Source organism: Mucilaginibacter sp. Mucisp86, from assembly GCF_047324315.1.
Lineage (GTDB): Bacteria > Bacteroidota > Bacteroidia > Sphingobacteriales > Sphingobacteriaceae > Mucilaginibacter.
The window spans coordinates 2,465,479-2,480,890 of record NZ_CP168503.1; the positions used below are offsets into that span (position 1 = coordinate 2,465,479).

Below are 15,412 nucleotides of genomic sequence, written 5' to 3' on the forward strand. Positions count from 1 at the left end.
CAAACCCTCCCCAAGGGGAGGGCTTTATTATGTTTTTTTGTCATGCTGAACGCAGTGAAGCATCTTTTTCGCCCGGTATTTTCGCTTTGCATATCCGCTAACATGCGGAAGAAAATCCTTCGCTATCGCTCAGAATGACAAATAAAAATCACCCAACCACAATCGGCCTCTTCCCATACCTGTTTATAACCTCGGCCAAAATCAAATTAGGCACCCAGCTTAAAAATGCAATGATGAGGTAGTTATTATGAAAATTTACGCCGTTACCCAAAACGGTAAACAGCCAGATATAAAAGCGTAAAGTAACCGCGCCGAAGGCGAGGGCATAGCTCCGGTTCATCATTTTGATATGCTCATCAATACGCCCCTTTTTTACCAGCAGAAAAGCAGCCATTGTAAAAGCTACCCACAATGTATTCTGTAATAAAAAAGATATGAATACGCCCGTACCCCGGTTTATAAAAAGCGTCATAATATATGCGCCCGGTGCGGCGAAAAACAATACGCCAAATACATATAATTTCCCTAATGACCGGTGCAGCGCTTTGTTATTGTACACCTTTTTTGAAAACTGAAAGAATCCGGCAAGCAGGATCATGCTGCTGCCTATAATATGGCAATAAAAAGCGGGCAGGTACCAGCCGGTTTTAACAGCGGCTTCCTTAATATGCAAAAAGTAGGAATCATGATTAAAATCCCAGTACTGAACAAACGTACCGGCACACAATATCAACACCCAGAAAAAGGCAAAATATCTTAATATGCGGGCGGTGATGCTCATTTTGCAGCAAGTACATTGGGCTTTATTGCCGGCAGGCCTTTTAACTTTTGATCAATCCACTGAATGTTATACTTATCAATCTCAGTAAGCGAATCCTGAACGCTGACGTTTTCTGATTTATAATGTCCGTAAAATTGTTGTTCGAACATCTCTGTCCAGCGTTTGTCTTTAAACTTGTAGTTATAGTCGGCATAGATTTCGTTTTTCATATATCGCAGCACTTCTGGTGAAATTGCACCGCTGCTTGTCATTTCATATCGACCATCGACCATCTTATAGCAAACGTAACAGCCATCAATAAAATGATTATCCATTTTACGGAATTTAGTAAATGCAAAAACCCTTTTTGTGTTCATCGTTTCCTCCACCTTGCCGTTTTGGATTTTTAACAGGTGAAATACCGGCAGCTCATTTAGATACGTGTTGTTATATAATTCAATACTACCAACAGATGTTACTTTAACCTCCAATAACGAATCACTGAGCGCATTGATGTTAAACTCATTGCAACGACCGCTGAATTCGCCGCCACCTTCTTCTGTATTAATATCGGTATTGATCCGGTAACCATACAGTTTATTATTCTTGTTATCAATAAGCACCATGTTGTTGCTGTCATAAAATTCCGAACGGCCACCTATAAAATAATCGCGGATAGAGTAATAAGCACTTTGGATCCAGTTATTGCTGCTTGCCACCGTTTCGTTTACGGGCAGTGCCCTCGCTTTTACAATGTACTGGCTGCTCGACTCTTCAAAATAAACATGGTTTCGCAACGGGTTTTTAAATTGTTTAATTCCTGAAATTAAATGCAGATCATCAAGATATGAAGGAGGGATGTAAATAGCGCCGTGTTGCTCTTTTGAATTAAACTCGGTAATGCCACCCGCCGGACTTTGATTTAAGGTGAATGAAGCCGGTTGCTTAAGTTTACCGAAAATATCCTTCACCCTGATATCTGCCTTTTCCGAAACGGAGTAATCGCCTTTCAGCCAGAAATAGTCATCACCTTTCCTGACGGCAGCAATGTTTTCGGCATCGCTCAGAGGGAATATTTGGTCATATTCAACAGGTAACACCATTTTACCGTTAAGGTCATAAAAGCCATGTTTGTGATCTTTTTCTACTTCAACAAGGTTTGAAAAGGTTCCGCCAATAGTATATACAAGATCATATTCAGCCGGGATGATCTCCTTATAGTCAGGACCTACCAATCCCATTTTATAAGTTTTTGCAGTATCTTTTTCCTCTTGAAATTGATCACCAAAATCCCATTTGCCCTTTACCACATAAAAATAAGTTTGATCTTTAACGTGGCTAAACCAAATCACACTATCATATTTGGTCTTTAAGTTATTAGCATCGGCAAAAGCCTTTAAAGTTGCCGCACTGTAAATCTCTTTATCACTGTAGTTCTTTTGCCAGGCACTGCTTTTATAAGCGATATAATCAGTCATGAAGATGGTGCCGTCAACCTGGTAAATTTTGTATTTATTATTCTCATCTTTTTGAATGGTGAATGTTAAGCTGCTCACCTTGCTGCTAAGATGATCACCACTGAATGTTACAGGCACGGTAGCTAAAGCGAGCGTGGAATTGGTAAACGTAATGGTGCTTTGGTCAACGTTCAACTCCAGCTTAAACGATGTTTCAGGATCTTCAGCTTTGTTGATCAGCGCTGTGATTAGCCGGTTAACAGGCTCACTGTTTTGTTTACCCGAAAAATATGCGAGCAATGAGTCGCGGTTACCTTTAACTATTTGTTGATTGAAATTTTTTAAGAACTGTGTTATATCGCCCTGTTTTGGAGATGAAGCGATCTTTACTTTGAACAAAAAGTATCCGCCAACGGCTAAAATGACTACAGAAACTGCAATAATGAGGATAGGTTTGGTTTTCATACAACCAAGGTAACGTATTTTTTGAAATAGCAAAAAATGCGCTAAAACCCTTATAAATAACGCTATAAATATTACATATATCACACAATAAATTATATAGTTAAAATCTATATTGCATCAATTATAAGTATTCGGGAGGCGGTTTAAAATTTCTATATTTGCATAAACATTAAAAGAAATATCAAAATATGTTAACCATAGGACAAAAATTCCCCGAATTTTCTAAAACAGCAGTAGTAAGCCTTGAAAAAGGTAAAGAGTTTGAAACCCTTACTTCTGAGTATTTAACCAACGATGATAACGTTTGGACTGTAATGTTCTGGTGGCCAAAAGACTTCACTTTTGTTTGCCCTACTGAAATTGCCGAATTCAACAAAAACTTTGGCGAATTCCGCGACCGTGAAACCCGTTTGATCGGTGCTTCTACTGATTCTGAATTTGTTCACGCTGCCTGGAGAAGAGATCATGATGATCTGCGCGATTTGAAATTCCCTATGCTTGCTGATACTTCAAAATCATTGGCTGAAGATTTAGGTATTTTAGAACCAACTGAAAAAATTGCTTACCGTGCTACTTTCATCGTTGATCCACAAGGCATCATCCGTTGGGTATCAGTTAACGACCTGAGTGTAGGCCGTAACGTGAAAGAAGTATTACGTGTACTTGATGGTTTACAAACTGACGAGCTTTGCCCTTGCAACTGGGAAAAAGGCCAGGAAACTTTAACTGTATAATCATACAACAGATAATTGTCCCCGTACTGGATTTCGGTGCGGGGATTTTTTACACCCTTTTTTAAGTGTTTTATATGTAGAGACGCATAATTGCGTCTCCCGTAGGACAAGCCGCCAGCAATATTCGCCTCCGTAATTTGCATGCCGGAGGCGCAATTATGCGTCTCTACAGGAAAATAAAAAATAACCCCGAAAAAAAATGAACGAAAGTACCGAAGTGATCCAGGAGATACTTGAAAGTATCGGATTAGATAAAAGCTACCGCACCGCGAGCCTTACCCTTTTAGAAACAGGCGAATCACGTTACCTGCGCGATCTGAAGCTGAACTTTACCAGCACCCTTACATCAGCACACTTAACCAACAAAGAATGCGCCCTGTTGGGTTTAGCTACTGCGGCTAACAACAATAACGTACCACTTACCAATTTCTTTACCAAATACGCTAAAGAAAACGAAGCTACTGATGCCGAAATTGGCGAAGCTGTTGGTTGTGCCTCATTACTGGCGTCAAATAACATATTTTACCGTTTCAGGCATTTTACCCAAAAGGAAAAATACACCCAGATCCCTGCCCGCATCCGCATGCAGTTAATGATGAAACCTGTAACCGGTAAAGAATTTTTTGAACTGGCCAGTTTAGCTGTATCGGCAATTAACGGCTGTGAAATGTGCGTGAATGCACACGAGGATTCGCTTATAAAATTAGGCACTACCGAAGAACGTATTTTTGATGCCGTACGTATAGCATCATTAGTTACAGCTACCGGTAAAGTTATATTTTAACAAGCTTAGCATACTTTAATAATGAAAAAGGCATGAAACTATAAAATTTCATGCCTTTTTCATAAATAGTATTTTATTGCCCAATAAAATTTGCGTTTTTTAATTAAAATCCAGTAAATTTATACCTTAAGATTAAACAAACCCTGATCGCAATATTTAAATATGTTGTTTATGCAGGGCGAGTAACTTAAATTTTAATTGTTAATTTTTTTTGGGGAAAGCCGTTCCGGTAATAGTGGAACGGCTTTTATCATTTTAGTGCGAATCGGCAACAGCTTTGAGCTTTTTAAACGGCTGCAAATAAAGCAGCGGAATCGAAAACAACATCACCAGGCCCGAAATCCAATAAGCATCGTCATAAGTTAGCAACAGCGTTTGCCTTGTAACCATACCTTCTATGGCCTGATAAGCCATGTGGGTAGCATCAATCATCGACTTACCTTTAGCCATGAAGCCTTGCGTAAGCATATGCAAGCGATCATTAAAAGGGTTATTATATGGATTGATGTTTACCAGCAGATTGTTACGGTGTACGCCCTGGCGGATGTGGATAATGGTAGTCAGCGTAGCAATACCAAACGAACCTCCTAACTGGCGCATCATATTGTTCAAACCAGATCCCTGACCTAATTCCGGGCCTTTCAAATCGGCCATAGCCAGTGTAGTAAGCGGCACGAACAATAAAGCCATACCCACACCGCGGATCAATAGCGGTACTAATACGTCTTTTTCGCCTGTAGCCAGCGTTGAACCGCTAAGCATGTGTGTAAATACGTAAAACAAAAACATGCCCGCTGTAGCCATAAATTGGGCCGGTATGCCTTTATTGAGCATCTTACCTATAAACGGCATCATCACAATAGTACACAAACCACCCGGGAACAATAATTCACCTGTTTGCTGGGCATTAAAACCAAGCAGGTTTTGACAAAACACAGGGAACACGAACACCGAGCCGTACAAGCCAAACCCGAGTATAAACGACGTGAACATCCCCACGGCAAAACTTCGGTGCCGCAAAATGCTGAAATTTACTATCGGGTGCTCCGTACTCATTTCGCGCCAGATAAACAATATAGTTCCCAATACAGCCGATATGGTTAACACCAGGATATATGGCTTAGCAAACCAGTCTTCGCTTTCGCCTTTTTCAAGTACGGTTTGCAAGCTACCTACTGCAATAGCCAGCAGGATGATACCCCACCAGTCAACCGGCTTTCCTTTAGCATCCTTAGGTGTTTCCCGCACAAACGTGTATGTACAAAATGCTGCCAGCGCTCCTACCGGGATGTTTACATAAAAGATCCACGGCCATGAGTAATTTTCAACTATCCAGCCACCAATGGTTGGGCCTACAGTTGGGCCTACAACCGCTCCCAAACCAAACAATGCAGTTGCTGTACCTATCTGCTCACGTGGCCAGGTTTCAAGCAATATAGCCTGCGCAGTCGAAATCAAACCACCACCGGCAATACCCTGAATAATCCTGAATAGTACCAGCTCATCCATGCTGTGCGCGTTACCACATAAAAATGATACAATGGTAAACACGATGATAGATGCCATGAAATAATTTTTACGCCCAAAACGGCCGCCCAGCCAACCCGACATGGGCAATATGATTACGTTTGCTACCGCATACCCGGTAACTACCCAGGCCACATCCTCAAGGGTTGCACCAAGGTTACCCTGTATGTGAGGCAACGCTACGTTAACGATGGTGGTATCAATCAGCTCCAGTAACGAAGCTGTGATCACCGTAATGGTGATGATCCACTTTTTAAAGCCAGTTTCAGCCATAATATTATTCTTTAATTACTGATACGTTTACGCTCATACCCGGGCGTAATTTTGCAAGCTCTTCTTTAGTGCCGTTAATTTTAATTTTTACTGGCACACGTTGTACAACTTTTACGAAGTTACCTGTAGCATTATCCGGAGGAAGCAGGGAGAATTTAGCACCTGTAGCAGGCGAAAAATTGTAAACCTGGCCTTCCAGTTTCATGTCAGGATAAGCGTCAACTTCAATTTCAACTTTTAAACCGTTTTTGATGTTGGTAAGCTGAGTTTCTTTATAGTTGGCTGTAATGTAAAGGCTGTTGTCATTCACAATTGAGAACAAAGTTTGACCAGCCTGAACCAGCTGACCTAACTGTACATTCTTTTTAGATGCCAAACCACTTGCAGGTGATTTTACCAGGGTATAGCTCAACTGCAGTTTAGCGTAATCAATATCAACCTGCCTTTGTGATACACCAGTGTGGGTAACAGCTAACTGGCTGCGGGTAGTACCAATTTGCTCAACAGCGGCTTTGTACTGATCCTGTGATGCTTTATAATTTGCTTTAGCAACATCAAGGTCGGCTTTAGCCTGGTCAAATTGTTGTTGGGTTACTGATCCGTCTTTTACCAGGTTGGCATAACGGTCGTAATCTTTTTGTACTTTTTCTAAGTGAGCAGCATTTGATGCAACCTGAGCTTTAGCGCCTGCAGAATTTGCTTCGTTAGCAAAGATCTGTGACTGGTTTACATTGATACCAGCACTTGCGCCAACCTGTGCAGCCTGAGCCTGCTCTAATTTTACTTTATAGTCGCGGTCATCAATTTTAACCAGCGGCTGACCAACGTTTACATGGGTGTTTTCTTCAAAATAAATTGAATCAACATATCCGCCAACGCGGGCAACTACAGGGCTGATATCGCCGTCGACCTGCGCGTCATCAGTATCAATGTGTTTACTGAAGTAGATATATTCTTTTATACCGAAAATGATACCACCAATAAGTACAATGCCTAATATGATGGGGATAACTTTATTTTTCTTTTTCGGTTGTTCCGGTGTTTCTTGTTCCTTTGCCATTTTATTTAAAGGTTTGGTATTGTTATTTGTTGATTTTTCCTGTTGATTTTAATAAAGTATAATAAGCCAGACCAGCATCGGCTTTAGCCAATTCTAAGTTGATCTGTGCCTGGTAAAGCAATGTTTCGGCATCGGCCCTGTCTGTTGCTGATGCTATATTGCTTTTGTATTTTGATTCGAGGATCTTGTTATTTTCACCAGCCTGCTCAATAGATGTTTGCAAAAGTTTGATCTTTTCCAATGCCTGGGTATAATTCTGATAGCTTTGGTTTACCTCGTCTTTAATCCTGTCGGTAGTTATATTTTTGTTGATCTCAACCTGTTGCTCTTCCAGTTTAGCCTCTTTTACTTTGTTCTTGTTGGTCCACATTGAGCTGAAATTCCATGAAGCGGTTAAACCTACCGATATCGGTGTAATAAAATTACCGCTTTTAGGGATTGGGTTGGCGCTCACGTCAACGTAGTAAGCAGCGGCCGATGCACCTACCGTAGGCAGCTCGTTAGCTTTAATGCTTTTAGTATTGATTGCTGCAACACGGCTTCGCAACGCAAACTGTTTAAACTCTGGACGGGCAGCCATCGCGGTATCAAGATATGATGCCAATGGTGCAACCTGCCTGTCGGCCTCGGTAATCTGGTCGATGTTTAGCTGAGTGCCTTCGGGTAAACCTAACAATACGTTAAGGTTGTAGTTAATGATACGGCGGTTAGTTTCCAGGTCGACACCGTTAACTTCGATGTTTGAGCGTTGTAACTGGAAACGAAGCACATCATTTTTAGTTACCAAACCCTGATCAAAAAAGCGCTGGGCCTGTTTAATCTGGCCATCAACGGTGCTTAAGTTTTGGGCTACTACCTTTTTGCTTTGCAGTACTTTATAAAGGTTGTAGTACGAGTTGATGATATCGTAAACCACCTCATCTTTATCGTTATCTACATCCAAACGGGCAACCTGGGTAAGCAGATCGGTTGATTGACGGGCGTATTTCAATTTATTACCGCCAAATATGGTTTGGTTTAAGCTCAGGATACCTAAATACGCATCGGCGTGTGATGGCAGATTAATGCTTTCCGAACCGAGGGCCAGCCTGTTGGCAGGGATCTGGGCACGGTTATAGCCGTAGCTTACTTTACCGGTTGGCAGGGCCTGGTCTTTAGCCTGGTTGTATTGTGAGATAGCCTGTTCAACCTTCGAGTTTGAAAGCTTTAGGGTTTTACTGTTTTCGAGGCCAAGTTTAATGGCCTCATCAAGCGTGATTGTCCTGTCTTGTGCACTTGCGGCAAAAGGCAGGCTCAAAACTATGAGGGCGATACTGCCGCGCAAAACGGGCCGTAAAACCTGCTTTAATAGTTTAAGGTGATTGGTTTTGTTATTTGGAGTTGTCATGTTCTTTAACTAAATAAGCTTTTAAAAGTCTTTTCATGTATGTTTTAACACGTGGTTTCAGTTCATTTTCCATAAACTTTTCATCACGAATATCATGTCCCAGTATTAATGATGATAGCTGCGGCATGTTAACTATATAATTTTTTGTACCAAAAAGTGTTGCTATTACCAGTGGGATATCGGCGTCTGCATGGAACAGGCCATTATTTACACCTTCTTCCATAATCCTTTTTACCTCATACACATTTACCATCAGTATTTCGATGATCTTATCGGTAAGGTCGCCACGTTTGTTCATGGACACTTCCCTGTTAATGAGTTTTTGAAAGCAGTTGTTGGCGATGATGCGTTCAACGTAATTGTCAATACATTTATCCAGTTTATTCCAGGCGTTCATGCTGCCGTCGCTGCTAATATTTTGCAGCAGCGTACGGAACGAATTGATCTTGCGTTCAAAAACTGCCAGGAAAAGTCCTTCTTTTGATCCAAAATAGTAATTGAGCATAGCCATGTTTACACCGGCTTCGCCCGATATGGTACGGGTGGAGGCTCCGTCATAACCCAGGTCCGCGAACACCTTTTCGGCCACGTCGAGGATATGTTCTTTTTTATCTACTTTATCTTTTTCCATTGTTTTAACGGCACAAAATTAATCAAACGATTGATTAAGCGTATCGAATTGAGGCAGAAAAAGTTAATCGGTTGATTAAGATTACCATCGAATGACAGATTTGTTTGACACCCGTTAAGAAAATTGTAAATATTAAAAGTTGTTGTTGAAACATTTAATATGAATCATTAAAAACCTTAACAGATTGATGGCCACCGTAATCGTTTTGTTATATTGTTGATACAGGAAATACAGAATATCTATCTTTCAATATATTTGTTGCTATGAAGCGTATCCACCTCATTGTAGTACTCCTGTTTACAACCGCATTTTCAAAAGCCCAAACCAATCCGCCTACCGATCTTGGCACTATTCAGCAAAATTTAAAAAAGCTTGATGTGCTTGGCAGTGTGTTATATGTAGCAGCTCATCCCGATGATGAAAATACCCGCCTGCTGGCTTATCTGGCACAGGAAAAACATTATCGCACCGGCTACCTGTCGCTCACCCGCGGCGATGGCGGGCAAAACCTGATAGGCAATGAGCAGAGCGAGCTGCTTGGTTTAATCCGCACGCAGGAACTGCTGGCAGCCCGCAGAGTTGATGGGGCCGAACAGTTTTTTACCCGCGCCAATGATTTTGGGTTTTCAAAGGGGCCGGAAGAAACCCTGAAAATCTGGGATAAGGAAAAAGTACTTGGAGATGTAGTGTGGGTGATCCGCAAATTCAGGCCTGATGTAATCATTTGCCGTTTCCCAACAACCGGCGAGGGCGGGCATGGCCACCATACCTCATCGGCCATATTAGCTCAGGAAGCTTTTACTGCAGCAGCCGATCCGAGCCGTTATCCCGAACAGTTAAAATATGTAAAGCCATGGCAGGCCAAACGCCTCCTGTGGAACACCTTTAGTTTTGGCAGTGTTAATACTACAGCTCCCGATCAGTTTAAAATTGATGTAGGAGTTTACAATCCTATCCTGGGCAAAAGCTATGGCGAAATAGCCGCCGAAAGCCGCAGCAACCATAAAACCCAGGGCTTTGGTTCGGCCAAACAACGCGGCGAATCATACGAGTTTTTTAAAACCATTTTGGGCGATGCCCCTCAAAACGATTTGATGGAGGGTGTTAATACCACCTGGAAACGGGTTAAAGACGGCGATGCTATCTCAGCTCTGATCAGTGTGATCAGCCGGAATTTCATCAGTGAAGCTCCCGAAAAATCGTTGCCGGCATTGGTGCAATTACTCATGAAAGTGGAGAAGGTGCCAGACACATATTGGCGCGAACAGAAAACCAAAGAGCTAAACAACCTGATTGCGGCATGTGCCGGTTTGTGGTTTGAAGCTTATGCAACAGAACCCACCTATGCAGTAGGTGACCAAATGAAATTGCGGGCACAGGTAATCAACCGTTTTAATTATAGGGTTAAAATAAATAGCATTGATGCCAACGATAGCTCTTTGGCACTGCAAAGCAAGGAGATCCCATTTAATCAATTACAAACTTTTGAAACCACTGCCGCTGCATCTATGTTAACGCAGCCTTACTGGCTGGCGGCACCTCACCCGATAGGTGTTTATACATTGTCTGATAACACACTTGCCGGCAACCCCGAAAATCCAGATCTGCCAAAAGTTACTTTCCAGTTTATTATTGAAGGTAAACCGATCGATATCGACCGCCGAATTATCTACAAGTATGCAGACCCGGTTAGGGGCGAAGTTTATCAGCCCATTGAAATAACCCCGCCTGTAACAGCAAACATTGATAACCAGGATTATATTTTCAGCACGCAACAGGCACAAACGGTAATGATAAATCTGAAAAGTTTTACCAAGGCAAGCGGCACCATCAGCCTTAAACCTATTGCCGGCTGGAAAATAAGCCCCGAAAAGATAGATTTTACCGATAAGGATAAAAACGACGAATGGTCGGTAGCTTTTACGGTTACACCAACCGATAACAAAACAAAAGTATCTGAACTGGAAGCAGTAGTTAACGCCAATGGAAAGCCATTTTCACTCAGCCTTCGCCGTATCAGGTATGATCACGTACCGGCTATTACCTTATTTCCGCCCGCGCAAACCAAGCTTGTTTACCTCGATCTTAAACATAACGGCAGAAAAATAGGCTACATTGCCGGTGCCGGCGACCAAATGCCCGAGGCTTTGCGCCAGGTGGGCTATGATGTTCACTTGCTAAGCGAAAACGAGGTGATGAACGGCGATCTTTCAGGCTATGATGCCATAGTAACCGGGGTACGTGCTTACAACGTGAACGAGCGCCTTGCTTACCAACAGGCAAAACTAATGACTTATGTAAAGAATGGCGGGAACCTGGTAGTTCAATACAATAACAACAATGGTATTGTTGTAAAACAGATAGGCCCGTATCCTTTCACGGTAGTGAACAGGAGGGTTACCGATGAAAACGCCGAGGTAACTGTTTTAGATCCTCAAAACCCGGTATTAAACTATCCCAACAAAATAACCAATGATGATTTCAGCGGCTGGATCCAGGAGCGTGGGTTGTATTTTGTAAGCAACATCGATCCGCAGTATAAAACCATTCTGCAAATGCACGATAAAGGAGAAGAGCCCCTTAACGGCTCATTAATTGTTGGCGATTATGGCAAAGGCCGGTTTATATATACTTCTCTCGCCTTTTTCAGGGAATTACCTGCCGGCGTACCGGGAGCTTACAGGTTGTTTATTAACTTATTGAGCAAGCAGAAGTAAAAGACAAACAGGGACCTGCCTGGCGAAGCCATAAGGTTCCTCTACGAGAGAGTTTAAGTTTACCCACAAAATTCACCAACCTACAATTTTAATAGGAGGCACCTACGGAGCCAAAAAATGTGTTCTTTTTGCACTATAAACACGTGGCCCCGATGGGGCCGGTGATATTTATAACATAATGAATATGACCGGCCCCAAGCGGCCTCAGAGAGGCCACGTGTTTATAGACAAAATTTAAAGAGATATTGGACTCCAGCGGAGTCTCGTAATCGTAAACTTGCTTTCCAGCCAGTACTTATGCATATTTAGATTTTGTGGGTTAACTTAAATCTACGAGAGACCCTGAGGGGACGTTAAATAACATCCGCATCACGTCATGCCGAACTTGTTTTAGCACCCCACAAGACAATTAGCCGATTTGCTCAGCGTGATTGCTTAGCAAGTGAGGTGTTGAAACAAGTTCAACATGACCACGATTTTTATGTCATAAGTAGGAACAAAACAGTTCTCAACTTATAACATCGCTTTGTGCCATCTTTTCCGTTTATTCTCCCACAACTATCCGGCAAAAAACACTTAATGTTATCAAAACCGTGTCAATTTCAGCCCGTTAACAATTTTTTAATATAAAACTCTTTCAATTACAGTAAATTCTATTTACGTTTGAATTTTTTCTTGATGTAGCTTCAAATAATTTTTTACCCTGAAGCACATGTTACGCGTCGACAGTTCCAAACCATGCCAAATTATTTATGCCATTGCCAGGCATGACTACCTGTCGTATGTTATTGAGCCTCACATTGTTCAACTTAACCCTAACGGTGAATTTTCATTAACCCACCAGCGTTTATTTTCCAATACCGCCAAAGAATTTTGCGAGTTTCTGGACGATACCGATATCCGGCTCATCAAACTGCTGGAGGAAATGGAGCAGGGCAACGTGATCAAAAGGTATTATAAAAAACCAATCCGCCCATTTGAGTTTTTCTCCAAGATCTTCAACGAGCAGATGTTTGATATGATCCGCCCCAAACTGGAGAAACGTATTGCCGAAGCATTATCATTGCTTTGCGGCAAGCAGGTATACCAAATGAGCAAGGAAGGGTACCCCGGCGAGCGCAAACTTCAACTGGCTACCGAGGCCGCATCGGTATTATTTCACTTCAGGCGCAATGAGGAAGAGATCAGGTATTTCCCTACCATCAAATACCAGGGCATGCGCATTGAGTTCATGTTTAAAAATGCTGAGATCATTTGCAACCACCCGGCCTGGATGCTGCTTGACGATACCCTTTATTATTTTGACAAGGAGATTGAGGGTAAAAAACTACAGCCATTCCTGAACAAGCGTTTCATTGCTATCCCTAAATCGTCGGAGCAATCATACTTTGAAAAATTTGTGGCCCCGCTCATCGAAAAGCATAACGTTTATGCCGAAGGATTTACCATCAATACCGAAAAATATGATGCCCGCCCGGTACTTAAACCTATTTATATTGAAGGGGGCACTTCGCAGCTGCAACTTTCCTTTAAGTATGCAGGCTATGTATTTCCTTATGGCGATGGCAGGCATATCTCTGTAAGGATGGAGAAAACGGGTGATGATTACCTGTTCCATCGCATAAAACGCTCAACTACCTGGGAAAAAGGCAAAATGCACCAGTTAGAACAAATGGGCCTTAAGGTGGCTTCATCACTATTTCAAAACCTTGAGGTTGCCGGTCGCGATGACGATGCCGATCATTCTTTCTCGGTTTTTGAATGGCTTAACCAGCATCACGACCAACTTATTGAGCAGGGCTTTGAATTGGAGCAGCCGGAAGGGCAAAAGCGCTACGTTTTTGGCAGCAGTAAAATTGAACTGGTAGTAACCGAAAATAACGATTGGTTTGATATTAACGCCATGGTGAGCTTCGGGCCGTACCGCATCCCTTTTATCCAGCTTAAAAATCATATTCTCAATCACAAAAAGGAGTTTACCCTGCCATCAGGCGAAATTGCGGTAATTCCCGAACAGTGGTTTTCACAATACGGTAACCTGCTGCATTTTACCGAGGGCAGCAACGACCTTAAACTGCGACGCCATCATATAGGCCTGGTTACCGATCTGGCCGAAGGCGAAATGGCCAGTGTTACCATGACCCGAAAACTGCAAAAGCTTACCAATTTTGACGAGCTGGAGGATGCACCGATGCCTGTTAATTTTGAAGGTCATTTGAGGCCGTACCAAAAAGCGGGCTATAACTGGTTCCATTTTTTAAAGCAATATCATTTTGGCGGCTGTCTTGCCGATGATATGGGCCTGGGTAAAACCATTCAGACTTTATCATTGCTGCAAAAACACAAGGAAGATATTGAAAACGCAGGTGGCAAAGCCACTTCGCTGGTGATCATGCCAACCTCGCTGATATATAACTGGCTTAATGAGGCGCGCAAATTTGCGCCGCAATTAAGGCTAATGGTGCATACCGGTACCATGCGTTACCGCAGCGCCGATGTATTTGCCAATTACGATGTTGTGATCACCACTTATGGTATCAGTCGCATTGACATTGAAATGTTTAAAGGTTTCTTTTTTGATTACGTGATCCTTGATGAAAGCCAGAACATCAAAAATCCGTCGTCAAAATCATATCAGGCCGTTAAGCAGCTTAAATCGCGCTTTAAGCTGATCCTGAGCGGCACGCCGGTTGAAAACTCGGTTAACGACCTTTGGACGCAGATGTCGTTCATCAACCCGGGTTTGCTGGGCGCGCAACAATTTTTCCAAAACGAATTTGTAACGCCGATAGAAAAGAAAAAAGACGAAGACAAGGCACGCAAGCTACAAGCCCTCATTAAGCCTTTTGTTTTGCGTCGCACCAAGGAGCAGGTAGCAACAGAGCTTCCGCCTAAAACGGAAAACCTTTTCTACTCGCAGATGACCGAAGAACAATCATCGGTTTATGAAGAGATCAAATCTGAATACCGCAATGAACTGTTGAAAAGCCTGGAAGACGGTACTTTTGCTAAAACACAGATCCAGGTTTTACAGGGCCTCATCAAGCTAAGGCAAATTGCCAATCACCCTATCATGATTGATAAAGATTACGAAGGCGATAGCGGCAAGTTTGAGGATGTGGTTCATACGTTGAATAACGTACTTGATGGTGGTCATAAGGTGCTGATATTTTCACAGTTTGTAAAACAGCTCAGTATTTACCGCGATCATTTTGATCGGGTGGGTATTCCATACGTATATCTTGATGGGGCTACCCAAAACCGCGGCGATGTGGTGAAGCAGTTTCAGGAGGATGAGAAAACACGTGTATTCCTCATCTCGATAAAAGCCGGCGGCGTAGGGCTAAACCTTACTGAAGCCGACTATGTGTTTATCCTCGATCCATGGTGGAACCCTGCCGTTGAACAACAGGCCATTGACCGTACGCACCGCATCGGTCAAACCAAAAACGTATTCATCTATAAATTCATCACCAAAGATTCGGTTGAAGAAAAGATCCTGGCCCTGCAGCAACGTAAGCTGAGCCTGTCACGTGCATTGATTACTACCGAAGAGAGCTTTATCAAATCGCTTACAGCGGAGGATATTAAGGAGATATTGGGGTAAGCCCCTCCCA

10 protein-coding genes are annotated in these 15,412 nt (G+C 42.5%); 4 read left to right on the top strand and 6 right to left on the bottom strand.

From position 1 onward, the window contains the following. Positions 1-148: 148 nt before the first annotated feature. Both ACEN9X_RS10380 and ACEN9X_RS10385 read right to left on the bottom strand, forming a co-directional pair. Positions 149-781, bottom strand: a complete 633-nt coding sequence (locus ACEN9X_RS10380; protein WP_413670302.1) for a DUF2306 domain-containing protein — start codon at positions 779-781, stop codon at positions 149-151. After that, complete coding sequence (locus ACEN9X_RS10385; RefSeq protein WP_413670303.1) at positions 778-2,682, bottom strand: WG repeat-containing protein; 1,905 nt, start codon at positions 2,680-2,682, stop codon at positions 778-780. The genes ACEN9X_RS10380 and ACEN9X_RS10385 overlap by 4 nt, the downstream gene beginning before the upstream one ends. Before the next feature lie 188 nt (positions 2,683-2,870). Here ACEN9X_RS10385 and ACEN9X_RS10390 point away from each other — a divergent pair, with 188 nt between their 5' ends. Together ACEN9X_RS10390 and ACEN9X_RS10395 are read left to right on the top strand one after the other, a co-directional pair. After that, positions 2,871-3,416, top strand: coding sequence for a peroxiredoxin (locus ACEN9X_RS10390; RefSeq protein WP_091172945.1), 546 nt, complete (start codon positions 2,871-2,873; stop codon positions 3,414-3,416). 199 nt (positions 3,417-3,615) lie between these two features. Then, positions 3,616-4,200 (top strand): carboxymuconolactone decarboxylase family protein, encoded by a 585-nt coding sequence (locus ACEN9X_RS10395; protein ID WP_413670304.1) that lies wholly within the window; start codon positions 3,616-3,618, stop codon positions 4,198-4,200. Positions 4,201-4,455: 255 nt separating this feature from the next. On the opposite strand, the gene ACEN9X_RS10400 is transcribed toward ACEN9X_RS10395, so the two are convergent. From ACEN9X_RS10400 to ACEN9X_RS10415, 4 genes are read right to left on the bottom strand one after another with little or no spacing between them, the layout of a single operon-like run. After that, a complete protein-coding gene (locus tag ACEN9X_RS10400) occupies positions 4,456-6,000 on the bottom strand; it encodes a DHA2 family efflux MFS transporter permease subunit (protein WP_413670305.1) in 1,545 nt (514 codons plus the stop codon). Positions 6,001-6,004: 4 nt separating this feature from the next. Beyond that, positions 6,005-7,060: an HlyD family secretion protein gene (locus ACEN9X_RS10405; protein WP_413670306.1), complete on the bottom strand. Its 1,056-nt coding sequence runs from the start codon at positions 7,058-7,060 to the stop codon at positions 6,005-6,007. 22 nt (positions 7,061-7,082) lie between these two features. Then, the gene (locus ACEN9X_RS10410; RefSeq protein WP_413670307.1) at positions 7,083-8,447 is read right to left on the bottom strand and encodes a TolC family protein; all 1,365 of its coding nucleotides are present in this window, start codon (positions 8,445-8,447) and stop codon (positions 7,083-7,085) included. Further along, positions 8,431-9,078 carry a TetR/AcrR family transcriptional regulator gene (locus ACEN9X_RS10415; protein ID WP_413670308.1) on the bottom strand — a complete coding sequence of 216 codons (648 nt, stop codon included), beginning with the start codon at positions 9,076-9,078 and terminating at the stop codon, positions 8,431-8,433. Before ACEN9X_RS10415 ends, ACEN9X_RS10410 begins: the two co-directional genes overlap by 17 nt. 263 nt (positions 9,079-9,341) lie before the next feature. On the opposite strand from ACEN9X_RS10415, the gene ACEN9X_RS10420 reads away from it, so the two are divergent. Next, the gene (locus ACEN9X_RS10420; protein WP_413670309.1) at positions 9,342-11,795 is read left to right on the top strand and encodes a PIG-L family deacetylase; all 2,454 of its coding nucleotides are present in this window, start codon (positions 9,342-9,344) and stop codon (positions 11,793-11,795) included. A 712-nt stretch (positions 11,796-12,507) separates the two neighbouring features. Further along, the gene (locus ACEN9X_RS10425; protein WP_413670310.1) at positions 12,508-15,402 is read left to right on the top strand and encodes a DEAD/DEAH box helicase; all 2,895 of its coding nucleotides are present in this window, start codon (positions 12,508-12,510) and stop codon (positions 15,400-15,402) included. Positions 15,403-15,412: the final 10 nt, after the last annotated feature.